16 protein-coding genes are annotated in these 23,898 nt (G+C 35.4%); 5 read left to right on the top strand and 11 right to left on the bottom strand.

The genetic code is table 11. The annotated features are described in order from the left end of the window. Positions 1 to 46: 46 nt before the first annotated feature. From AC5ZCW_RS02575 to AC5ZCW_RS02560, 4 genes are all read left to right on the top strand, one after another. The gene (locus tag AC5ZCW_RS02575; RefSeq protein WP_496117732.1) at positions 47 to 3,166 is read left to right on the top strand and encodes an efflux RND transporter permease subunit; all 3,120 of its coding nucleotides are present in this window, start codon (positions 47 to 49) and stop codon (positions 3,164 to 3,166) included. A 270-nt stretch (positions 3,167 to 3,436) separates the two neighbouring features. Then, a complete protein-coding gene (locus AC5ZCW_RS02570) occupies positions 3,437 to 4,678 on the top strand; it encodes a TolC family protein (protein WP_496117731.1) in 1,242 nt (413 codons plus the stop codon). A gap of 2 nt (positions 4,679 to 4,680) precedes the next feature. Next, the gene (locus AC5ZCW_RS02565; protein WP_496117730.1) at positions 4,681 to 5,955 is read left to right on the top strand and encodes an efflux RND transporter periplasmic adaptor subunit; all 1,275 of its coding nucleotides are present in this window, start codon (positions 4,681 to 4,683) and stop codon (positions 5,953 to 5,955) included. Positions 5,956 to 6,497: 542 nt separating this feature from the next. Then, positions 6,498 to 8,498 (top strand): heavy metal translocating P-type ATPase, encoded by a 2,001-nt coding sequence (locus AC5ZCW_RS02560; RefSeq protein ID WP_496117729.1) that lies wholly within the window; start codon positions 6,498 to 6,500, stop codon positions 8,496 to 8,498. A 42-nt stretch (positions 8,499 to 8,540) separates the two neighbouring features. On the opposite strand, the gene AC5ZCW_RS02555 is transcribed toward AC5ZCW_RS02560, so the two are convergent. The 10 genes from AC5ZCW_RS02555 to AC5ZCW_RS02510 form a co-directional block, all read right to left on the bottom strand. Further along, complete coding sequence (locus AC5ZCW_RS02555) at positions 8,541 to 8,939, bottom strand: tautomerase family protein (RefSeq protein WP_496117728.1); 399 nt, start codon at positions 8,937 to 8,939, stop codon at positions 8,541 to 8,543. Between the two features lie 43 nt (positions 8,940 to 8,982). Continuing rightward, positions 8,983 to 10,263, bottom strand: a complete 1,281-nt coding sequence (locus AC5ZCW_RS02550; RefSeq protein ID WP_496117727.1) for a DUF6624 domain-containing protein — start codon at positions 10,261 to 10,263, stop codon at positions 8,983 to 8,985. 62 nt (positions 10,264 to 10,325) lie between these two features. After that, on the bottom strand, positions 10,326 to 10,976 hold the full coding sequence (locus AC5ZCW_RS02545) for a VOC family protein (RefSeq protein WP_496117726.1): 651 nt from the start codon (positions 10,974 to 10,976) through the stop codon (positions 10,326 to 10,328). Between the two features lie 664 nt (positions 10,977 to 11,640). Continuing rightward, positions 11,641 to 12,783 carry a cytochrome-c peroxidase gene (locus AC5ZCW_RS02540; protein WP_496117725.1) on the bottom strand — a complete coding sequence of 381 codons (1,143 nt, stop codon included), beginning with the start codon at positions 12,781 to 12,783 and terminating at the stop codon, positions 11,641 to 11,643. A gap of 96 nt (positions 12,784 to 12,879) precedes the next feature. Further along, the gene (locus AC5ZCW_RS02535) at positions 12,880 to 14,343 is read right to left on the bottom strand and encodes a hypothetical protein (protein WP_496117724.1); all 1,464 of its coding nucleotides are present in this window, start codon (positions 14,341 to 14,343) and stop codon (positions 12,880 to 12,882) included. Continuing rightward, on the bottom strand, positions 14,330 to 15,790 hold the full coding sequence (locus tag AC5ZCW_RS02530; protein ID WP_496117723.1) for a RagB/SusD family nutrient uptake outer membrane protein: 1,461 nt from the start codon (positions 15,788 to 15,790) through the stop codon (positions 14,330 to 14,332). The genes AC5ZCW_RS02535 and AC5ZCW_RS02530 overlap by 14 nt, the downstream gene beginning before the upstream one ends. Before the next feature lie 4 nt (positions 15,791 to 15,794). Further along, on the bottom strand, positions 15,795 to 19,151 hold the full coding sequence (locus tag AC5ZCW_RS02525; RefSeq protein WP_496117722.1) for a SusC/RagA family TonB-linked outer membrane protein: 3,357 nt from the start codon (positions 19,149 to 19,151) through the stop codon (positions 15,795 to 15,797). 10 nt (positions 19,152 to 19,161) lie between these two features. Beyond that, positions 19,162 to 20,265: a FecR family protein gene (locus AC5ZCW_RS02520; RefSeq protein WP_496117721.1), complete on the bottom strand. Its 1,104-nt coding sequence runs from the start codon at positions 20,263 to 20,265 to the stop codon at positions 19,162 to 19,164. Between the two features lie 67 nt (positions 20,266 to 20,332). After that, positions 20,333 to 20,932 carry an RNA polymerase sigma-70 factor gene (locus AC5ZCW_RS02515; protein WP_496117720.1) on the bottom strand — a complete coding sequence of 200 codons (600 nt, stop codon included), beginning with the start codon at positions 20,930 to 20,932 and terminating at the stop codon, positions 20,333 to 20,335. A gap of 334 nt (positions 20,933 to 21,266) precedes the next feature. After that, a complete protein-coding gene (locus AC5ZCW_RS02510) occupies positions 21,267 to 21,698 on the bottom strand; it encodes a DUF1810 domain-containing protein (protein ID WP_496117719.1) in 432 nt (143 codons plus the stop codon). A 362-nt stretch (positions 21,699 to 22,060) separates the two neighbouring features. Between AC5ZCW_RS02510 and AC5ZCW_RS02505 the strand changes: the two genes are divergently transcribed. Continuing rightward, on the top strand, positions 22,061 to 22,810 hold the full coding sequence (locus AC5ZCW_RS02505; RefSeq protein WP_177209889.1) for a 4-hydroxy-tetrahydrodipicolinate reductase: 750 nt from the start codon (positions 22,061 to 22,063) through the stop codon (positions 22,808 to 22,810). Between the two features lie 271 nt (positions 22,811 to 23,081). On the opposite strand, the gene AC5ZCW_RS02500 is transcribed toward AC5ZCW_RS02505, so the two are convergent. Beyond that, positions 23,082 to 23,828, bottom strand: coding sequence for a succinate dehydrogenase/fumarate reductase iron-sulfur subunit (locus AC5ZCW_RS02500; RefSeq protein WP_111376931.1), 747 nt, complete (start codon positions 23,826 to 23,828; stop codon positions 23,082 to 23,084). Positions 23,829 to 23,898: the final 70 nt, after the last annotated feature.

Below are 23,898 nucleotides of genomic sequence, written 5' to 3'. Positions count from 1 at the left end.
TACAGACAATTCATTTGTCTAATTTCTCACGTCATTATATATTAAAATGTTAGATAAAATCATTCAATTTAGTATACGAAACAAATTCGTAATACTATTATTTACCCTTGCACTCATTGCTTGGGGAAGCTATTCGCTTAAAAATTTACCACTCGATGCCCTGCCGGATGTAACCAACAATCAGGTTCAGATTATTACAACGGCACCAACATTGGCAAGTCAAGAAGTAGAGCAATTAATTACGTATCCTTTAGAAAGAGCTGTAAAGACCGTTCCAGATATCATAGAACTCCGCAGTATTTCGCGTTTTGGACTATCGGTTGTAACCGTTGTTTTTGAAGACGATGTAGATATTTATTGGGCTCGCGAACAAATATTTCAGCGTTTAAAACAAGCCGAAGAAAACATTCCAGATTATGTAAATTCTCCCGAATTAGCGCCAATTTCAACAGGATTGGGAGAAATTTACCAATATGATGTTTATGCCAAAAAAGGGTATGAAAACAAGTATAGTGCTGTTGAGCTAAGAACAATTCAGGATTGGATTATTATTCCGCAATTGCAGGGAATCCGCGGTGTTGCTGATGTAAGTACTTGGGGTGGAAAATTGAAACAATTCGAAATTGCCGTAAATCCGAATATGCTGAATAGTTTGGGTGTAACGATTACCGAAATTTTTGATGCTTTAGAAAAAAACAATCAAAATACAGGTGGTGCATACATCGAAAAAGATCAGTACACTTATTTTATTCGAGGCGTCGGAATGGCAAAAGGCATAAAAGACCTTGAAAATGTTGTAGTTAAAAACCGAAACGGATCGCCTGTTTTGGTGCGCAATGTGGCACAAGTACGCGAAGGAGTAGCTTTGCGTTATGGCGCTTCAACCAAAGACGGAAAAGGAGAAATTGTTTCTGGAATGGTTTTAATGCTCAAAGGAGAGAATTCTAGCGCTGTTGTAAACCGTGTTCACGAAAAAATGGCTCAGATTAACAAAAGCCTTCCAGAAGGTGTTGTTGCCGAGGCCTTTATAGACAGAGGGAAATTGGTAGATAATTCTATTAGAACCGTTGCGAAGAATTTATTAGAAGGAGCGTTAATCGTGATTTTTGTTCTGATTTTATTCTTAGGAAATCTTCGTGCAGGATTGATTGTTGCTTCTGTAATTCCGCTGGCAATGCTTTTTGCTGTTATTTTAATGAATGCCTTTGGAGTAAGTGGAAACCTGATGAGTCTTGGAGCCATAGATTTCGGAATCATAGTCGACGGAGCCGTAATTATTGTGGAAGCCACGATGCATCATCTGCAGCAATTCAAAAACAAAAAAGAATTAACGCAGGAAGAAATGGATGATGAAGTTTACAATTCGGCTTCAAAAATCAGGAACAGCGCCGCTTTTGGTGAGATAATTATATTGATTGTGTATCTGCCAATTCTAGCTTTGATTGGAACCGAAGGAAAAATGTTTAAACCAATGGCAATGACGGTTGGTTTTGCCATTATTGGAGCATTTATTCTTTCTCTGACTTATATTCCGATGATGAGCGCCTTGTTTCTTTCTAAAAAAACAGAACACAAAGAAAATTTCAGCGACCGCATGATTGCTTGGTTGGAAAGCCGTTATACGCCTTTGTTGAAAAAAGCTTTAGAGTTTAAAAAAGTAGTGCTTTCTGTTGCGATTGGGTTATTTGCTTTTGCTTTTATTGTTTTCCAAAATATGGGAGGCGAATTTATTCCGACAATCGAAGAAGGCGATTTGGCAATCAATGCTACGATTATGACGGGAAGTTCGCTTACACAGATGGTAGAAACTACAACCAAATACGAACAGATTCTGAAAGCTAAATTCCCAGAAATTAAAACGATTGTCACCAAAATCGGAAGCGGTGAAATTCCGACCGATCCGATGCCAATAGAAAGCGGGGATTTAATCATTGTTTTAAAAGACAAAAAGGAATGGAAAAGAAAATATCATAATTGGGAAGATTTGGCCAATGCCATGAAAGAGGAAATGGAGATTATTCCTGGAGCAAATATTGAGATTTCTCAGCCTATTCAGATGCGTTTTAATGAGCTAATGACAGGAAGCCGTTCTGATATTGCCATCAAGATTTTTGGCGACGATTTGGAAATCTTAGATGCTAAAGCGACTGAGTTAATTTCGAAAATAAAAGGAATTGACGGAATAGGTGATTTAAAAGCTGATAAAGTAACAGGATTACCTCAAATTACCATCAAGTACGATTATGATAAAATCGCGTTGTACGGACTGAATATTTCAGATATCAACCAAATTATTCGTTCGTCTTTTGCTGGAGAAGTGGCCGGAAAGATTTATGACGAAAGCAAAAGGTTTGATGTAGTGGTGAGAATGGACGAAAATAATCGTGCTGATATTACCGATGTCAGCAATCTTTTTATTCCGCTTCCAAGTGGACAGCAAGTGCCGCTTTCTCAGGTTGCTTCTGTTGATTACGAACAAGGCCCTGTACAGGTTATCCGCGAAGACGGAAAAAGAAGAATTACGGTTGGATTGAATGTTCGCGGAAGAGACATTAAAAGTGTAGTGGAAGAAATTCAGGCGAAATTGGATAAAAGTTTTAAACTTCCAGCAGGTTATTATGTAACATATGGCGGACAGTTTGAAAATCTGATCGAAGCTTCAAAAAGACTTTCTGTAGCCTTGCCAATTGCTTTGGGACTAATTTTGGTTTTACTGTATTTTACTTTCAAAAGTGCCAAACAAGCATTGTTGATTTTTAGTGCGATTCCGTTATCGGCCATCGGAGGTGTTTTTGCGCTTTCGCTGAGAGGAATGCCGTTTAGTATTTCTGCCGGAATTGGGTTTATCGCCTTGTTCGGAATAGCCGTTTTAAACGGAATTGTATTGATTTCGTATTTCAATCAATTAAAGACAGAAGGAATTTTAGATCCGTTTCAGAGAATCCTTATCGGAACCAAAACACGTTTGCGTCCTGTTTTAATGACTGCAGCAGTAGCTTCATTAGGATTTTTACCAATGGCTTTATCTACAAGTGGCGGGGCAGAAGTGCAGAAACCTTTGGCAACCGTAGTAATCGGTGGGCTAATCTCAGCAACTTTATTAACCTTAATCGTTTTACCGATTTTGTATTTATTGTTGGAGAAGTTTAAACGGAAAGATAATTAGTAAATGAGAAAATTTGATAATTAGATAATTTATTACTGCGTGTAGAAAATAATTTCTCTCGCAGATTCCGCAGATCTGGCAGATTAATTTTAAAAGAAAAAAATCTGCCAGATCTGCGGAATCTGCGAGAGACAAAAAAAAAGATTCTTCACGCAGATCCTGCAGATTTTAGCAGATTAATTTTGGAATATTTAAATAATAATCTGCGCTTATCTGCTTAAATCTTTTAATCCCGATAGCTATCGGGAGCGTGAAACAAAAATGATAAAAATGAAAAATACAATATATAAAAATCAATCAAAAAAGCTTTGTTCCCGATGGTTATCGGTATTGCGGTTAATTGCGTTTCTATTGGTTGCCCTACCTTCACAAGCACAGCAATCCATAAGCCTAGAAAAAGCAATAGAATTAGCGAAATCAAACAATGTCGACTTAAAAATTGCCGATAAAGAAATCGAAAAACAAACCGTTCTCAAAAAAGCTGCATTTCAGCCCGATCCATTTCAGGTGCAGTATCAAGGCGGGCAATTTAATAGCGCCGATTACGATCATAATGTTTCGGTACAGCAGTTTTTTCCGTTAGGAAATATTACTAAAGCAAACCGACAATTGCAGGAAGAGCTGGCAAAACTGGCAGAGAAAAGAAAAGCTTTGTCTTCGTATGAAATCGAAAAAGCGGTGACATTGGCCTATTATCAATATTTGTATGGTGTTTCAATCCAGAAACTCAACTCAGAATTGAATGATATTTATACGAAGTTCTTGAAGAACGCTGAACTTCGTTTTAAAACAGGAGAAAGCGGGAATATTGAAGTAATTAGCGCTAAAGCGAAAGTAAAAGAAATTGAGACACAGAAAGCACAGTTAGAATATGACTTGGCAATTTATCAGAAGCAATTGCAGTTTTTTATCCAAACAGATGAAAATGTCATTCCAGATTCTAATACTGCTTTGCAATACAACTTTGCAGAAAATCAGGAAAACTCGAAAGCAGAAACGCTAATGACCGATTTTTATCAGCAGCAGATTTCGGTTTATCAAAAAGAAGCAGGAACCTTTAAAGCTTTGCGTACGCCCAAAGTAGGATTAGGATATTTTGCTCAAACTATCAATACCGAATCTTTGTTTCAAGGATTTACAGCAGGATTGCAGATTCCGTTATTTGGCGGTGTGAATACTACAAAGGCTAAAGCGGCCGAAATCAGTATATCACAGTCACAATTGGCTTTAGATCGAAATAAAATGATGCTGAATCTGCAGAAAGAAGAATTGCAGAACAATTTCAAAAAGCAGCAGAAAAACATGGCGTATTTCCAAAATGAAGGCTTGCATTATGCCGATCAGATTATTGAAACGGCTCAGAAAAGTTATGCCAATGGCGATATGAGTTACTGGTCTTATATCAGCTTTTTAAATCAGGCTATCGATATAAAAAAGCAATTTGCAGAAGCGACACATAGCTATAATCAAAGCGCTATCGAACTTCAATTTCCAACTATCAAAAACAATTAAAAATGAAAAATATACTTAGAAACTTAACTGCAGATTTAACCGCAAAGTTCGCAAAGAAAAATCGCACAGCTCGCAAGGAAATTAAACTTGGCGTGCTTTGCGGAACCTTTGCGCTCTTTGCGGTTACCTTAATAAGCTGTAACCAAAAGAAAGCAGAAGAAACTCAGGAAGAAGAAAAATCTACTACAGAAGTGGCGTTAAGCGCTTCTCAATACAAAACGGTTGGAATAGAAACCGGTATTGTAGAAGACCGAAATTTGAATAAAGTAATCAAAGCGAATGGCTATACAACTGTTCCTCCGCAAAATTCTGCTGAGGTTTCGACTTTAATTGGCGGAACGGTAAAGGATATTTTTGTTTTGGAAGGAACTTATGTAAACAAAGGAAAAGTATTGGCAACGATTCAGAATCTGGAAGTTATAGGAATGCAGGAAGATTATCAGTCGGCGGTGGCAAATGTAGAGTACTTGCAGTTAGAATATAATCGTCAGAAGACTTTGAGTGACGAAAATGTGAATCCGAGAAAGACTTTTCAGGAAGTAAAAGCCAAATTAGCAGCCGAAAGAGCCAGAGCGCAAGCAGCAAAAAACAAGTTAGATGCTTTGCATGTTAATACAAAAGGAACAACATCTGTCGTGCCAATTGTTTCGCCAATAAATGGTTTTGTTGGAAAAATCAATATTGCCAAAGGTGCTTTTGCCAATACAGGAGTCTCGCTTTTTGAAGTGGTCGACAACAGCCAGATGCATTTGGATTTGAACGTGTACGAAAAAGATTTAGGTTCGATTTCTATTGGTCAGGTGATTGATTTTGTCTTAACAAACCAGTCGAATAAATCGATTAAAGGAAAGATTTTCGGAATCAATAAGTCTTTTTCAAACGAAAGTAAAACAGTTGCAGTACACGCCAAAATTGATCCCGCCGACGCGAAAGGATTGATTCCAGGAATGTACGTTTCGGCAAATATTAATATTACCAATGCAACTGTTCCAGCACTTCCAAAAGATGCTGTGGTTCGTAATGCAGATAAATATTTTGTTTTTGTTCAAGAAGAAGGTCATGCAGAAGAAAAGCAGGAACACGCAGCAGGCGAAAAAGAGGAAGCACACGAGGAAGAAGTTCATTTTAAAGCTGTAGAAGTAATTCCAGGCACAACCGATTTGGGTTTTACAGAAGTTAAATTCGTTGATAAGATTGATCCTCAAGTAAAGATTGTTACAAAAGGCGCTTTTTATCTGCTTTCTGCAATGAAAGGAGGCGGGGAGCATTCGCACTAGTGGATTTTGCCACGAAGGCGCCAAGGCACAAAGTTTTTTTTAAAGATGCTAAGTTGCGAAGAAACTAAGGGACTAAGTTTTTTTTGCTGGAGCGGAATTTGCTCGCAAAGCCGCAAAGTTTTTTTAAAGCAGATTTAAGAGATTGATTTTAGTTGCCTCCAGCTTTAGCTGGAGGTAAAAAGAGACAATAAGAAAAGGCTTTAGCCAAAATGCGCAAGTTTGGCTAAAGCCTAGAGATTAGAATTGATTCAACCTCCAGCTAAAGCTGGAGGCAATTGAAATTTTGCCACAGATTAAAATGATTTTTATTTTATACGGATTAATAGTTTTTTTTAATTCTTTCAATCCTTTTAATCTGTGGCAAAAAAAACTTTGCGACTTTGGGTCTTTGCGAGATTAACTCCAGCATACTAAAAAAAACTTAGAGACTTAGTGCCTTCGTGGCAATAAACTTTACCACAAAATGCTTAAATTTAGGGCATTATTTAAACAAAGTTTTGCTAACCTGAAACATGAAACTTTAAAAGTTAAAAAAGTTATCCATGATACATCAAGATAAAGAAGTAAAAACGATAAAAAATAAGGTCAAACCTTCCTGTTGCTGTTCTCATGACGAACCTGTACATTCAGATAATGACGGGCACAATCACGAAGGGCATGATCATGAACATAGCGCAAACGGCAGTCTTTTTCAATTGTTCCTGCCATCGATAATATCTTTTGTTTTATTGATTATCGGAATCGGTTTAGACAACTATTTTCCGCAAGATTGGTTTAAAGATTATGTTAGAATCGTTTGGTATGCAATTGCCTATCTTCCGGTTGGACTTCCGGTTTTAAGAGAGGCTTACGAAAGCATTATGAAAGGTGATGTTTTCTCTGAGTTCTTTTTAATGTGTATTGCGACAATTGGTGCGTTTGCCATTGGCGAATATCCAGAAGGCGTTGCTGTTATGCTGTTTTATACCATCGGAGAAACCTTTCAGGGAATGGCGGTTAACAGAGCTAAATCGAGCATTAAAAGTCTTTTAGACCAGCGTCCCGATGAGGTTAATGTTTTAGAAAATAATGTTGCAGTAAAAGTAAAAGCCAAAGACGTTCAAATTGGAGCGGTTATTCAGCTTAAAGCAGGAGAAAAACTAGGATTAGATGGTGTTTTGCTATCAGATTCAGCTTCGTTTAATACAGCAGCATTGACAGGAGAAAGCAAGCCAGATACTAAAAAGAAAGGCGACACCGTTTTGGCCGGAATGTTAAACGGAAATACCATTGCAGAAGTAAAAGTAACAACTGCTTACAACGACAGTAAATTGTCTAAAATCTTGGAATTAGTCCAAAATGCAACAACAAAAAAAGCGCCAGCGGAATTATTCATCAGAAAGTTTGCGAAAATTTATACCCCAATTGTAGTCTATCTGGCAATTGCAATTTGTTTGCTTCCAATGCTTTTTGTAGACAATTATGTTTTTAGCGATTGGCTTTACAGAGCTTTGGTTTTCTTGGTTATTTCTTGTCCGTGCGCTTTGGTTATCAGTATTCCGTTGGGTTATTTTGGCGGAATCGGTGCTGCAAGTAAAAACGGAATTCTGTTTAAAGGCAGTAATTTCCTTGATAGCATTTCGACGATTCAGAATGTGGTGGTAGACAAAACGGGAACTATGACCGAAGGTGTTTTTAAAGTTCAGGAAGTCATTATAAAACCCGAATTTGATCAGGCAGAAATCTTAAAACTGGTCAATGCTTTAGAAAGTAGAAGCACGCATCCTGTCGCAACGGCCATTCATAATCATGTTGGACCAATTGATCCTTCTGTTGAACTGAAAGATATTGAAGAAATTTCAGGCCATGGATTGAAAGCTTCTTATAACGAAAAAGAATTGCTGGTAGGGAATTTTAAACTTTTGGATAAATATGTGATTTCGTACGATATTGATCCATCTTCAATTGTTTACACGACAATTGCAATTGCTTACGGAGGTCAATTTGCAGGCCATCTTACAATTGCCGATGAAATTAAAGAAGATGCGCAAGAAACGGTTTCAAAACTAAAAGCATTAGGAGTTAAACTTACTATGCTGAGTGGAGACAAAGCGAACGTCGTTCAGTTTGTTGCAGATAAAATCGGAATTAAAAGTGCTTTTGGTGATTTGCTTCCAGAAGATAAAGTCAATAAAGTCAACGAAATTAAAGCTAAAAACGAAACCGTGGCCTTTGTTGGCGATGGTGTAAACGATGCGCCGGTAATTGCTTTGAGCACAGTCGGAATTGCAATGGGAGGTTTAGGTAGCGATGCTGCGATCGAAACAGCAGATATTGTTATTCAGGACGATAAACCTAGTAAAATTGCAATGGCAGTCAATATTGGGAAACAGACCAAAAAGATTGTCTGGCAGAATATTACACTCGCTTTTGTAGTAAAGGCTTTTGTACTAATTCTAGGCGCGGGCGGACTTGCCACAATGTGGGAAGCCGTTTTTGCCGATGTTGGTGTAGCACTGTTAGCGATATTAAATGCGGTTCGAATTCAGAGAATGAAATTTTAAGATAAAAAAAAAAGCCCGATTCGTATGAATTGGGCTTTTTGCTTATTTCTTTAAATGTTTTTGTTCTTGAATTTCTCCATTGCCAAAAGACCAGTTTTCATGACCATTATTTTCCAGTAAAACAATAATTATGTTGTTGATCAAGATTTCAGTTGAAGCCGAAATTTTTGAAGCAATTTGATGATATAGCTTTTTCTTTTGTTCTAAAGTTCTTCCTTGTCCTGCAGTTATTTGCACAAAAATAATTTCGTCAGAATGCGAAATTCCTAAATAACTTTTAGGATATTTTAATTGATGCGGTTCTAGTTCTTCAATCACATGAAAATAATCATCGACAGGAATATTAAATTCTTCGACTAAAGATTGATGAACAGCTTCAGAAATAGTATTTTTTGTTTCAAGCGAAAGCTTTTTGGGAAGACTGATTCTAACAAATGGCATTTTATTCAGTTTTTAAATCAACAATAAAAGTACAAAAATCAAATTATTTATTGATTATATCCTTCCATCGATTTTCAGAATAGAATTTTTGAAATGCGGCATTAGATAATAATGATTTTAAGTTTAAATCGCCTCTAAGGTGATTTAAACTTAAAAAATCTAAAGCAATACTTCGATATTGCTCTTCATTGGTCTGATTGTAAATTTTACCGAAAAGTTCCGCAGCTTCAAAGTTTTGGTTGCTTGTCATTCCGCCCAGAATCATTGAGGCGTTATTGTAGTTTTCATATACTTTCTGAAATTCTTTTGTGGCGTAATATTTTTTAGCCAAGTTGATAAGACTTAAAGTGTCTTCTATATCTTTTTTATCCTTTTCTGAAGCATCAGAAGCTGTCGGGAGCGTATAATTAAAACCATAATTTAGCGCGTAAATCTTTAAAGGAAGCAGACCTAAAGCGGTTCGTCTTTTATCGGTTTCATTTTCTTTTAAAATTCCTCTAAAACCTGATGCTTCACCGTTTTGGGTCCAATTTACTTGCGTTCCGTAAAGTTGCTTGTAATTGAGATTACATTGAACTCTATCATATAAAAAGGCATAATTTTCCATGTCGAGTTCTTTGGTTTCTTTTAATTTTTCCATTTCATGTAAAGCCGCTTTTTGAAATAGAATATCTTGATCTGAATGTTGTACAATCAGCCAGAAATTATGAGCGCCGTCTTTGCCAATTTGAGATATTTTGAGCCAGCCGTGATTTTTCAAAATCTCTTTTGCGGTCGAAAGATTTTTAAAATCTAACTCGTTAATCTTCTGCTGTAATTCATTCAATTGCGCAGGGTCAGAAGTTTGAATTTTAGAATATCGTATTTTCTGATCTTCAATTCCCATTGCAATAATTTGAGTTCGAAGTTCTGGCAGCTTCAGCGTTTTTTCATATTCTTTTTCTTTTAAATGCGCTTTTTGCGTTATGGCTTTCCATTCTTCAGGATAATTATTTCGAATGAAATCAAAATATGGATCGATCAATAATTGGTCTGCTTCGGTCCAACCTTTATCCAGTGAAAAATTTAAATACTGAAATGCTTTTGTATTATTTTCGTCAAGCGAATACATTCCAGCCGCTTTGTAGGCACTTAAAGCATCGGGTTTTTCAATTGAAAATGCCTTTTCTAGTTTTGGAATAGCGTTTTTATAATCTTTTTGAAGATGTAGTAACGAAGCTTCTGCAATTAAAGCTTCGTATTCGATATTGTTTTGCGCTTTAGAAGTATAAAAACTAAATAGCAATAAGACAAATCCAAATTGTTTCAGATATTTTAAACTCATTTTTTCACCTTTTGTAAGATGAAAATACAAATTATATTTTTATGTATTTGAAACAAAACGTTTTAAAAATCCAATTCAATTATATTTTCATTATTCTCCAAAGTAATTTTCAACGGATTACTTTCAGAAGGAATTTGAGTTGGATACCAATTTCTAGTAGGCTGTACCAAAATTAATAAACCTTCATGATCGCCAATTGCAGCAAATTTATCGGTATTAGTATTTTGAGAAAAGAAATGCAATCCGTGTTCTTCAATTAATTGATTTCCTAATTGTAATGGACTTTCCGTAACAATTCCGATTTCGCTAATGTTTAAAATAGAAGCAGCGTTAAATTCCCCAATTTGTTCGTTGTTAAGATCATGTCGCGCAATGAATTCAAGTAAATTTCCGTTGTGATCAAAGAAATAAATAGAATGTGCATTCCAATTTTCAAAATTTGTAACTACACTTTTATCTTCAAGAACAATTAAATCAACTTTGTTTTTGCACCATTGAATGGCTTCTTCAAGCTGATTTTCGGGAATATTGAAAGCAAAATGATATATGGAATTAAACTCTTTGTCTTCGACAAATTTTAAAATAGAAGTTCCTGCTTGAAATGTTATCGATTTTTGGTCATTTTCCAGAATGAAAAGCCCAAAAATGTTCTGATAAAATGCTTTCGTTTTTTGAATATCGTTTGTTTTAATTTGTATCTGATCTATTCTCATGACAATAATTTTTTATAAAAGAAAAAAGTTTCTTTTGAGTGATAAACAAATTTAGAAAATGCCTATGATATCAAGGATGCGACGCTATTTTATACGTCAATGAAAGGATAGTAAATAAGTATTGGCTGAAGTTAAATTGCATCTTTTTAAATGTTTTAATAAAGTTACAAAAAACACAAACAGTCATTGTTGCAAGATTATCTAAAAAACTTTCATTTTAAAATTTTTGAATTTGTAATCGTTAAGTTTAAAAAAATCGCTTTTTCAAAAGCATAGCTCTATTTTTGTAAGCTTCGGAGAAGCGAAATATTTATAGCAAAGAATAAACGTTTACAATATAAAGCTCCGGAGGTGCGACATATATTTAGGTTGCAAAAAAAATATGTCGCACCTCCGGAGCTTTTTTTATTCGTCTTATTGTAATTCTATAAATATTTCACCCCGCTGGGGTTTTACATATGAATTCAATTTTATTACTCGATTATATTTCACGATTTAAGAAAAGTTGAGAAAGAAGAAAAGTACTCAAGATTTAATAGCTGAAATGGATAATATTTATTTAGTTTTTAGAATAAATATTTCTAAAATAAAAAAGCCCATTTCGTAAAGAAATGGGCTTAGAAAATTTGCAAATTTTGGGGCAAATGCAAATCCATCAACTAACTTATTTTGGCATTTCTGGAATTATAGTTCGTCTTGTTGGAGTGCTTAGAGTTTCTATAAATGCGAGTAAATCGCTGATTTCTTCTTTGCTCAAATCTAGTTTTCTAAGCATTGGATCTGCTTTTGGAATAAGTGAATCTCTTGCAGTTCCTAAGTATTTCTTTTGAACAGGAGACGGATTTCCTAAATTGTATAATTCGACAACATCCAATAAAGTTGGAAAATGTCCGTGATGCATCCACGGCTTTGTATTTGCGACTTCACGGAGCGTTGGCGTTCTAAATTTGCCAATATCTTTTACCTCTTTCGTCACATTATAGCGTCCGAAATCTTCATTTTTTGTTCCGAATAAAGTTTGTCCGTCATTATGAAACTGATTGTCGCTGAAGTAAGGCGTATTATGGCAATTGATGCATTGTGCTTTGGTTCTAAACAAATGCATTCCTTTTACTTGCTGATCGGTAAATGCGTCTGATTTTCCGCTTACAAACTGATCAAATTTACTTTTCGGACTGTTTATCGATCTTTCGAAAGTGGCAATGGCATACTGAATTCGTTCTAAAGTCACTTTTTTATCTCCAAAAGCGGCAGTAAATAAAGAATTATAGCCTTTTATCTTTGCAATTTTATCTACAGCAATAGTCAGTTTTTCATTCATTTCTAAAGGATCCTGAACAGGAAATTGTGCTTGATCTTCGAGACTTGACGCACGTCCGTCCCAAAACAAAGAAGTGGCATAAGCTGCGTTTAAAATCGTCATCGAATTGCGTTTTCCAGTTTGGCGATCATGACCAAAAGAACGCGTTAAATTATCCGTCCAACCCAATTCAGGATTATGGCAGGAAGCACACGCAATTTGTCCGCTTTTAGACAACCTCGGATCAAAAAACAATATTTTCCCTAAACTTTCCTTTTCTTTAGAATACGGATTATAATCCGGATACGGAACCGCAGGCAAAACGCCAATATCCTGAAATTTGGCTTTATCGACATTTTCGTGTAATTCTGCAGCAGGCCATTTTGATGAATCTCCGCTGGAGTAAATTTTTCGTAATTCCTGAATATCGGTATAATCTGGGCCTTCGGCTGTTTTGTAAGCCGACAATCCAAGTAAGAATAGGAGAGGGAAGATTAGTTTTTTCAATTCTTTTTGTTTTTGTTTTTTGTTCTTTTTTGTTTCAGGTTTCAAGTTTCACGTTCTGTTGCAACGTGAAACTTGAAACCTGAAACCATTTTCATATTAAAGAGAAACTTCTTTAGGACATGAAATACTCAATGCTGTTGGTTTTGGATACGTTTTGTTATTGTACATTCTGTATTGTGTCGAAACCGTTCCTCCAAACAGTTTATCGTTGGTCAGTTTTAATTCAAATGAAATTTCATATAAACCTGCGCTGATTTCTTTATAGGTTCCTTCTCCAGAAATGGCAATAACATGCGTATTTGTAGCGCTTGATCCGATCGTAATATCTTGCGGAATCACGAGAACGGTTCCTTCCGTTTTGCTGTTTCCATTTGCTGGGAAAAACTCCAAAGCCGAAGTGATATTAAATCCAGGCGAAATTGCGGCAGAGTTACTTTCGTTAGAAAACCATCTTTTTAAACCAAAAGAATTGACTGTATTTGTCCCGCTAGAAACGTTAAATCCGATTTTGAAGGCATCGTGGTAAATGTCATCGTTAGGGTTTGTGGTGCCTTTATCGCTATATAAAATGGCGTTTGGATCGTCTTTGGTAACGACAACTGGATAAGTTAAAGCATTAAAAGTCTGCCATGTACAGTTTCCATTATTATTAAACCAATGTTCGCCATAAGTCAGATAAAAGGCATTTGTTGGATCTGTAAATTTAGATGCTGGATTGGCCTGGATATCTCTCGGAGATTTTATTGGTTTTACAATGGTTAGATTGGTATTTCCTGTAGCAGTGTAATTAGGAATATTTATTAAAGTAATCTTCGATTCGTAACGGGCATCATCATTTTGCAGATCTTCTAAAAGAGTTAAATGGTACGTTACAGAACTTCTGTTATCGCCAAAATCATCATGCGTTAAAGAATATTCAAAACCATTTTGAAACTTGAAAAAGTTAGCATTTTCAATTTCCTCAGGAAAGAAACCATTTGGAAAATTTACTTTAAAATCGATTGTTTCGCCTACTTCGCCTTTCAAATTATATTGCGTTACCGGAAAAGTATAATTGGTGGCAATCGTTCCTAAATCTATTTTGAAAGTATTGTTTGGATAGGCTGAATTTAAATTCCCGATATGAATATCAGGATCAGAAACCGTTTCAAGCTTTAGATTAATACTTTGATTTGCAGTCCATCTTTTATCAAAAGAAACATAAATAGTATCGGTTAGTTTGTTCCCTTGAAATGAAAGCTGATTTACCGGATTTACGCTAAAACTATTTGCAACGCCTGATGTTTCTGCACTAAAATTGGCTGTAACGGTTTCTTTTAAGGAACGAGTGGTAAGAGTTACAGGAACTTTTAATGTTTTTACAGATTTGTTTTCATAAGTGGACTGTGGAACTAAATTTCCGTTTATAGCTGGATATTCCAGCGGAGAATTATCTGCTTTTACCAAGAAGTTAAATCGTAAATACGGATCAATTTCAGAACCTAATTTATAATCGTCTTTGGAACAGGAAATATATAATAGGGCAGTAAATAGTAGGCTAAATATCTTAATACGAGTCATTTTGCTGCAAGTTTGGGTTAAGATTAGTGTTGAATGTTGGAATTGGCAGGACATATTTTAGAGACGGATAAGTCAAACTGCACACATTTGCAAGACAGCCATCGGTTCTAGAAACATCTTTATGGTTTCTGGCAATATCGAAGAACAAAAAGCCTTCAAAACACAATTCTTTTCTTCTTTCTAAAAAGATATCTTCTTTTAGATTTGCTGTATTGGTCAGTAATGAAGCATTGGCGCGGGCGCGAATCGTGTTAATGTCTGCCATTGCAATATCGGCCCTGTTGGTTTGTAAAGCTGCTTCGGCACGAATCAAGTACATTTCGCTAAGTCTGAAAGCAACATAACCTGCATTGTCTTGAAACTTTTTGGTAAAACTGTAATTTACGTAAGTCTGAACGCCATCAACTAGCGTGAAAAGTGGTTTTACTAAGAAAAGCTGCTTTCTTAAATCATTGTTTTCATATAAATTAATCAAATCATTTGAAGCGGTATATTTTTCAAAACTCAAATCTGTACTATAGCCAAATACTTTAGACATTGATCCTGAAACATTGTTTTCGCTGTCTGTAGGAATAGCAAATTCAAGTAGAATTTCTGAAATAGGAAGGTTTGGTTTTGCCCATTCTGCAATTAGGTTTTCTTTGCTGGTTAAAGTTGTTCCAGAATTTGTAATGACATCATTTGCTGTTTCGTAAGCATTTGCCCAATCTCCTTTTTGAAGATAAACTCTCGCTAATAAAGCTTTTGTATTTTTTTGATTGAAAAAAGAATAAGCAGCGCCCGAAAGCAATGAGTTATCTGAAAAATTAGCAATAGCTGTTTGCAGATCATTAATAAGTAAAGCATACGTTTCTGCAGCGGTTTTACGTGCAGGATATTGTATTCCGGCTTTTATAGATGCTGTACTGTAAACGATTCCTAAATGCGAAGCATCTGCAGTATATTTATAATCTTGACTGTAAACCAGCGATAAAAGAAAATGCGTATAAGCTCTTATAGCCAACGCTTCTGCTTTGATCTGATTTTTCTCTGCATCGGTAGCATCTGTTAGGGAAGGAGTATATTCTAAAATTAGATTTGCCTGATTTATAATATCATAGCTATCATCGTAAAATGATTTGTAATTACTTGTTAGTGCCTGATCATCAAAAGAATAAACCTGTTCAACATTAGATGGCGTTGAAACTTGTCCTTTAAGACTTCCTGTTGCAATTGGTGCGAATTTTATATTTCCACCTTGTAAATCTGCATACACGGCGTAGCGTTCCGGTCGAACATTGGCTTCTAGTGAAGAATAAAGCCCTCTAAGCGCTTGCAGAACCCCAGTTTTATTCTGTAAAAGTTCGTCTATAGAGGTTTGCGTTCCTGGTTCTTGCTCTAAAAAATCACTGCAGCTTTGCAATGAAAATAGTAGAAAGAATATGGATAGGTATTTTGAATATTTCATTTTCTTAAAATTTAGCATTAATTCCTAACGAAATTGTTCTTGCCTGTGGATAGATGTAACTGTATTCACGTACGCCGTTCATTCCTTTTGGACTTTTTTCTTTGTACCAATATGCCACATTGGTAGCATCGGCAAAAACAGAAAGTGCATCTAGAAAAGTATTTTTTAACGGTACGTTATAGCTTAGATTAATATTGCTGATTCTGATGTAAGTGGCATCGTAAACGTATTTACTTAAGTTGGTTATAATTGGCGAAAGTGTCACGGCAGATTGTGTAACATTATCACCTGGGTTTCTCCAATAATCATAAGCATTTACAGAAAGATTTCTGTTTGTTGTTACATTATATTGATCAATAAGAACACTTGATGCTAAAAAGTCTCCGCCAATTTGGTAATCGCCTCTAATCGATAAAGTAAGATTATTGTAAAACGTAAAATTATTATAGAAACCTCCATAAGCATCTGCTTGTTTGTCTCCAATAGGTTCCCAATCTGCAATTGTGTATAATTCGCCATACGTTTTAGCATCGTAAACTTGACCATTTTTCTGAACGAGATCTCTTCCAGTAGCAGGATCTACGCCAATCCATTTTACTCCCCACAATGTTGTAGTGCTGTAGCCAATTTTTTGTGCCAATGCTAGATTTGCTACAGAATAGTCGCTTCCTAAACCTTTTAAATCGGTTACTTTGCTGTCTACTGTAGAAATATTGAACGCTGTTGTCCATTTAAAGGCGTTGCTTTTTATCCATTTAATTCTTGTAGTAAGCTCAAAACCTTTGTTGTACATGCTGGCTGCATTTAATTGTATTGAACTATAACCCGTTTCGGTAGGAATGTCTCTGGCGGTGATTAAATTACTTTTATTATCATAGTAATATTCTAAAGTCAATTCGATTCTTTTGAAAACATTAAAATCAAATCCAGCATTGAATTTTGTGTTTTTTTCCCAACTTAATCTGCCGTTTGGCGCCGCTCCAGGCGTTGCTTCTATATCGCCATTGTATCCATTTTGGCTGATATTGTACAAACCTTTAGATCGGTACGAACCAATTTTAGAATTTCCTGTTGTACCATAACTGGCTTTTAATTTTAAGAAATCAATCCAAGAATTAGAATTCAGAAAATTTTCATTGCTAATAATCCATCCAGCGCCCAAACCACCGTTATGAGCCACATCGGTATCATCTCCAAAAACAGAACTCTGGTCACGACGATAATTGGCCAATAAGAAATAGCGTTTTTTGTAATTGTAGTTTACTTGCGAGAACAAAGAAACCCTAGAGTTATAGCTAATTTCGTTTCTATAACTCTGTCCATCTGTAGATTCATCTTTTGGCGTATCTGGATTGTCGTCTCGTATTGCTTCAGAAACTTTATGAATGTATTCTGGGTTTAAAAATCCAATTCCAGCTTTATAATTAAAATCAGTTTTATCCTCAGCAAGTTCAAAACCCACTACACCATCAATTTCATGAGTTTCGTTCCATTGTTTATTGAATAAAGCTTGTCCTTGCCAGTTCCATTTGGTAGAATTTCTCTGATTGATAACACGACGACCCCAAGCTGGACGCGAAATTCCATCCAACATAAAAGTACCGTTAGACTGTCCGCTTTCATTGGCTGCAGAAAAATAGCGATCCTGTTCTTTATCGGTATAATCCATACCAAAAAGAGTCGAAAATTTAATATTTTTATTGAGTTTATAAGACAAATTCAAACTCCCTAAAAGACCAAAAGTCTGCGCTTCGTTTTTATTTTGCTCGATTGCCGCCAAAGGATTTCCTCTTGTTGTGCCGCTTACGCCTAAATCGGTATAAGAACCATCAGCATTATACAAGGCAAGCGTTGGAAGGTAGGCAAAACTATAAAAGATATTTGGAGCATCTTTTTGCACATAACTAGGATTCAGCATCAAATTGATATCCCATTTGCTAGAGTTGTAACCTAAATTAATTCCCGCGTTTAACTGTTTGGTTTCATTGCCAATCTGCGGTTCATCGATTTTAGTGTAACTTACATTAGTTCTATACGAAAATTTAGAAGTAGAGCCCGAAACATTAAAATTATACTTATTGTATATTCCTGCACGATTTAATATATTAAACCAATCGGTATTGATACCATTATACGAAACAGGAACATAACCTGGAGTAGTATTTTTCATGAACTCATTTCGCAGTTCTGTATATTGTTCTCCGTTTAAATATTTAATCTGATTTATGGCAGAAGAAACTCCAAGCTGATTGGAGAAACCAAATTGTGTTTTTCCTTTTTTCCCCTTTTTGGTTGTAATCAAAATTACGCCATTCGCTCCGTCAGCACCATAAATACCAACAGCTGCAGCATCTTTTAAAACAGAAATAGTTTCAATATTCTCTGGAGCAATTTTCATTAACGGATTCGCCAGATTTTCGGCATAATCGCCATTTCCATTAAAGTTGGCGCTGTCAATCGCATATTCTTCGCTCATAACAACACCATCAATAATAATAAGAGGTTGAGACGAAGTTCCAGTAATGGCGCCACTTAAAGAAGACAAAGTACCTTGTCCGCGAATATTGATTTTAACCGGACCGCCAACGCCCGAAGTATTTTCAACCATAACTCCGGCAATCTGCCCCGTAATCATTTTATCAAAACTTTCAGAAGCCTGTTCAACCGCAATATCTTTTGCCTGTAAAGTCGAAATACTTCCAACAATTTCTTCTTTTAATTTCGTTGTGCCGTAAGAAGAAGTAATCACAACAGGATTCAGCTCATCGGTAGTTTCCTGAAGATAAAAAACAAACGTTTTTTTGTCTTCTGCTTTTTGCGACTGACTTTCCATTCCTAAAAATCCAGCTTCAAGAACCAGATTTTCGATATTGCTTCCTTTTAGCTGATAAACAAACTTTCCGTTGAAATCGGTTATAGCGCCCATTCCAGTTCCTTTTATGCGAATAGAAGCGCCTGGAAGAGGTTGTCTGTCTTTTGCATTGTAAACCGTTCCGCTAATCATTCGCTGCGTTTCCTGAACAGTATTATTTGGACTATCAGAAATTGAACTCGTTAAAAGAACTTGTTTTTTCTGAATGTAAAACGAAATGTTTTTATCTTTTAATAACTGCGTTAAAGCCGTTTCTAAACTGACATTATTTACATCTAAATCACCAAGCTGATCGGCATCGATTTTTCTAGCATTATAAATGATCCTAAAATCGGTTTGCTCTTCAATAGATTTGATAATTAGGTTTATAGGTTTGTTTTTTGCATGTAATGTTATGAGTTTATTCTGAGAAAATCCTTTAAATCCAGATATGAGGAGGGCTAAGAAAAACAGAATTTTTCTTAAAGCGGGCTGTATCGTAAATGTCATGTTTATTTATTTATCGCGGATTGGTGATGGTAATCGTTTTTTGTTTAATGGAATAATTAAAAGGCGTGTCGCGTTTTAGGAGATCTAAAATGTTCTCGACACTAGATTCGCTAATATTTATTGTACCAGTAAAATTCTGTCTGGCCAAATCAGAATTTTCATTGATAATTTCAACGTCGTAGGTACGCTGAATAATTTTAGCGATTGTAGAAAATGGGGTGTCTTTAAATGCCAGTTCTCCTTTTGTCCAGGCTGAGTAAAGGGAAACATCAACATTTTTGAGGGTAATTTTTTTAGCATTATTTTGCCAAGTTGCCATTTGATTGGGCTCAAGCAAAATAACATTCGAAGGATCTGCAGTTTCAGACATCTGGATGCTTCCTTCTACTAAAGTGCTGTTAACAGTTGGATTTTCGGGATAAGCGCTCACATTAAACTTTGTCCCAAGAACTTTAATATCAACCTGATTGGCGTTTACAACAAACGCATGCTCTTTATCTTTGGCTACTTCAAAAAATGCTTCACCGGTCAAGTATACATTTCTGTTTCCGTTTAAGCCAAATTGTTCGGGATAACGCAAAGAACTGCCGGCATTTAAACTCACAATAGTACCATCTGAAAGTTTAAGTTTAAAGCGTTTTCCGTACGGAACCGAAAGCGTATTGTAAATCACTTTCTGATCCTGAACTTTGCCAAAATAAATAATTTCAGTCGGAAATTTTTTGGCAATCAAATCGCCTTTGTCATTCAACAATGCAGTTTCTTTTTTTTCTGATATATATTCCAGACGGCCGTCGCCCAATTCCAGAACAATTTCTTTTGGAGTTTCAGATTTGCTGTTAAATAAGTAAAAAGTAGTTCCTAACCCCAAGAACACTAAAAATACCGCAGCATATTGTAAATACTGTCTAATGCTATTTTTTGGTTTCATCTGGATTACCGGAACCGTTTCAATAGATAAATCGGAAGAAAGAGTGGTCAATGCCCAAATCTTTTTCGCTTTTATAAATTGTTTTTTGTTTTCTTCTGATGCTTCGATCCAATCAAAAAGTGCCTGAACTTCTTGCTCTGAAGCTTCATTAGAAAGGTATTTATGTATTATTTCCGATGTCATATTTGCGTTTTAAAACTTCTCGCCATTATAAGTACACCTCAGAATTAAAATACCCTACCTTTTATTCTTAATTATTATAAATAAGGATAAAAATCAAGAACAAATAATCAGATAATCGGGTTTTTAAAATCTTCAAAGCCTTTGTCATATGGGCTTCGACAGCTTTTAAAGAAACTCCCATTTCTTCGGCGATTTCTGCATTTTTTTTATTCTCGAAACGTTTTTTTATAAAAACTTCTCGCGTTTTTGGTGGCAGATCGCTAATAGATTCCTGAATAATACGTTCTAACTCGGTTAATTCTAAAGTGTCGAACTGAATGGAGTTTAAAACCTCAATATCCAATTCTCGCTCTTTGTGGTTTAAGAGGTCATTTTTGAATTTGTCCTTCACTTTATTATGACGGATTAGATTCAAACATTTTGATTTGGCGTATGTAAATAAGAAAGCCTGAATTCCGTTAACAGATTCCACATTTTCTCGATTTTGCCATAAGTGTAGTAAGGCTTCTTGAGCAAGATTTTCGGCTTCGTCCTGATCATAAATGAACTGAACGCTGAAAGACTGGATTCTTCTAAAGTATTTATCGTAAAAAAACTTGAATGCAGTTTCGTCGCCTTCCTTAAAGGAATGGAAAAGATCTAATTCGAAACGGGCATTATAATTCATTAAACGAAATTTACTTTGAAAAAAGCAATATTAAGTAAATTTTAAAAACAACTCAATTTTGCTCAGAAAGCGGCAAATATAAAAGTTTATTTATATTAATTCTAAATAAAATAAAATTATTGAGTGTTTGAAGAAAATTTATTCAGAATAAGTTTATTTAACCGCTAATTTGACTGCTAAGTCAACCGCAAAGAGCGCAATCCCGATGGCTATCGGGATACGCAAAGTTCGCAAAGTTTTTTACCAAAGCTTTGCGAACTTTGCGTTTTAATAAAGCTTTGTATAGAATCAATCTTTGCGCTCTTTGCGGTTAAATAAGCGGTTTCAAAAAATATCAAAGATTGCTATATAATAATTGCAGTGTATGAAAATCGGATGAACCATCAAAATGTTTGTGAAGCACTTCCTGAAAAATTGGTTCTGTATTTTGAACGCTGGCAAACAATGTCATACAGGATTGAAGATTTTCTAAGTCAATGCTTTCAAAAATATCAGAAACATTTTCTTCCTTTTTGATTAGTTCAGAAGTGATTTCGATAAGATGTTTTCCTAGAATTGGATGCTCTAGAAAAGCAATTGCTTCATCGGCATTTTTGATTTCGTAAAATTTGGAAGTATCACTAGAACCCATTCCTTTTATCTGCGGAAATATAAACCACATCCAAGGAGATTCTTTCTTACCATTCTTGATTTCGTCTAGAGCTGTCAGATACAATTTATTCTGAGCATCTAAAAAACGAAGCAGTCCATTATTGTTGTAGGCCATTACTTACTGATATTTATTTGGGGTATCAGGCCATAAATCTAGTCAAAATATGTTTACTTGTATAGAGGCAGATTCTTTTTTTAATGCCATTTTTTAACATTTTAAGCAGAATAATTTAGAAAAGCGATTCGGCGTAAAATTGGATAGATTTATTTTGCATTAACAGATAAAATCGTATTAATAAATGATTTTATTGTTATAAAATGAAGTTTTAGTTGGTAATTCTGTTATGATTTTCCTATTTTTATGAACAAGCGGTTTCTAAAACTGCTGTATTCTTTAAAATTAGAATTGATATTTACTTCTTTATAATATCAATATTTTTCAACCGGGCAGTCTCGCCCATAAAAAATAAGATGCTTATGAAAATAGGATTAATCGGATTCGGAAAAACTGGAAAATCAGTTGCTTCAATATTATTAGAAAATAAAAAATTCTGCTTAGAATGGGTTTTAAGACAAAGTACAGTTTTGGAACACAGATCGGTACCAGAATTCTTTGGAGTGCAGTCAGAAGAACCCGGCTTAATCTATTCTAGTTCTAAAACTTCTATCGAGGAATTATTAGATAAACATCCTGTCGACGTTATTATTGATTTTTCATCGCATCAGGGAATTTATACTTACGGAGAAGCGGCAGCCAAAAAGAATATAAAAATCATTTCGGCAATCTCACATTATAAAGATAAAGAACTAGATTTTTTAAAGAAACTGGCTAAGAAAACTACAGTATTTTGGTCGCCGAATATTACTTTAGGAGTAAATTATTTATTATTTGCCGCTAAATTTTTAAAGAAAATTGCACCTTGGGTGGATATCGAAGTAAACGAAGAGCACTTTAAAACCAAACAAGGAACATCTGGAACAGCAGTAAAAATTGCCGAAGCATTAGATGTGGATAAAGAGAATATCAATTCGGTTAGGGCAGGAGGAATTGTTGGAAAACACGAAGTTATTTTTGGTTTTCCGTTTCAAACCGTGCGTTTAATTCACGAATCGATTTCTAGGGAAGCTTTTGGAAACGGAGTTATTTTTGTGGCCGAAAATCTAAAAGAGAAAGAAAAAGGATTGTACAATTTTGAAGATATTCTGACGCCTTATTTTACGGTTTAAGTTTGTTTTTTGCCGCTAAGACACAAAGGCACTAAGTTTTTTTTTAATCTCGAAATCCCGATAGCTATCGGGAGCTAAGACGCAAAGTTTTTTATTGAAAAAATGATTGGATTGTGTTTGTCTTCCTGAGCGGGGTCGAAGGATAAGCGCAATGTATATTTTAATCTCGCAATCCCGATAGCTATCGGGAGCAAAGTCGCAAAGTTTTAAACCTAAAAACCTTAAAAAAGAAAAACTTTGCGCCTTTGCGCCTTAGCGGCAAAAAAAAACCTTATTTCCTAAAAGTCAAAGCTTTCATATATTCTAAATTCATTTTAGCAATTGAAAGCACCGAAATACCTTGCGGACATTCTATTTCGCAGGCTCTTGTATCGGAACAAGCTCCAAAACCCTCTTCATCCATTTGTTTTACCATCGAAACCGCACGTGTTTGGGCTTCTAATTTTCCTTGTGGCAAAAGCGCTAAGTGCGTTATTTTGGCACCAACAAACAAAGCGGCGCTGGCATTTTTGCACGAAGCCACACAAGCTCCGCACCCGATACAAGCAGCTGCATCAAAAGCAGCTTCTGCAGTTTCATACGAAATTGGAATACTGTTTGCTTCTGGAGCCTGACCCGTAGCAGCGCCAATAAAACCTCCTGAAGCAATAATAGAATCAAATGCTTTTCGATCAATTTTTAAATCTCGTAGAACAGGAAAAGCTTTAGCACGAAAAGGCTCAATATAAATAGTATCCCCATCCTTAAAACTTCTCATATGAAGCTGGCAGGTTGTAGTATTTTTTAAAGGACCATGAGCGCGTCCGTTTATCATTACACCGCATTGACCGCAGATTCCTTCACGGCAGTCGTGATCAAACTCGATTACGCGTTCTCCATTTTGAATTAGAGATTCGTTTAAAAGATCCAACATTTCTAGAAATGACATATGTTCAGATACTCCATCAATTTCATAATCTGTCATCTCTCCTTTTGTAGAAGAATTAAACTGGCGCCATATTTTTAGATAAAGTTTCATAGATAATTATGAGTTATGAGTTATGAATTTTGAGTTGTTAATTAATAATTTACAATTAACAATTCACCAT

It is taken from the genome of Flavobacterium sp. PLA-DH12 (genome assembly GCF_059511845.1).
This window is presented reverse-complemented; position numbering and strand designations above follow the sequence as displayed.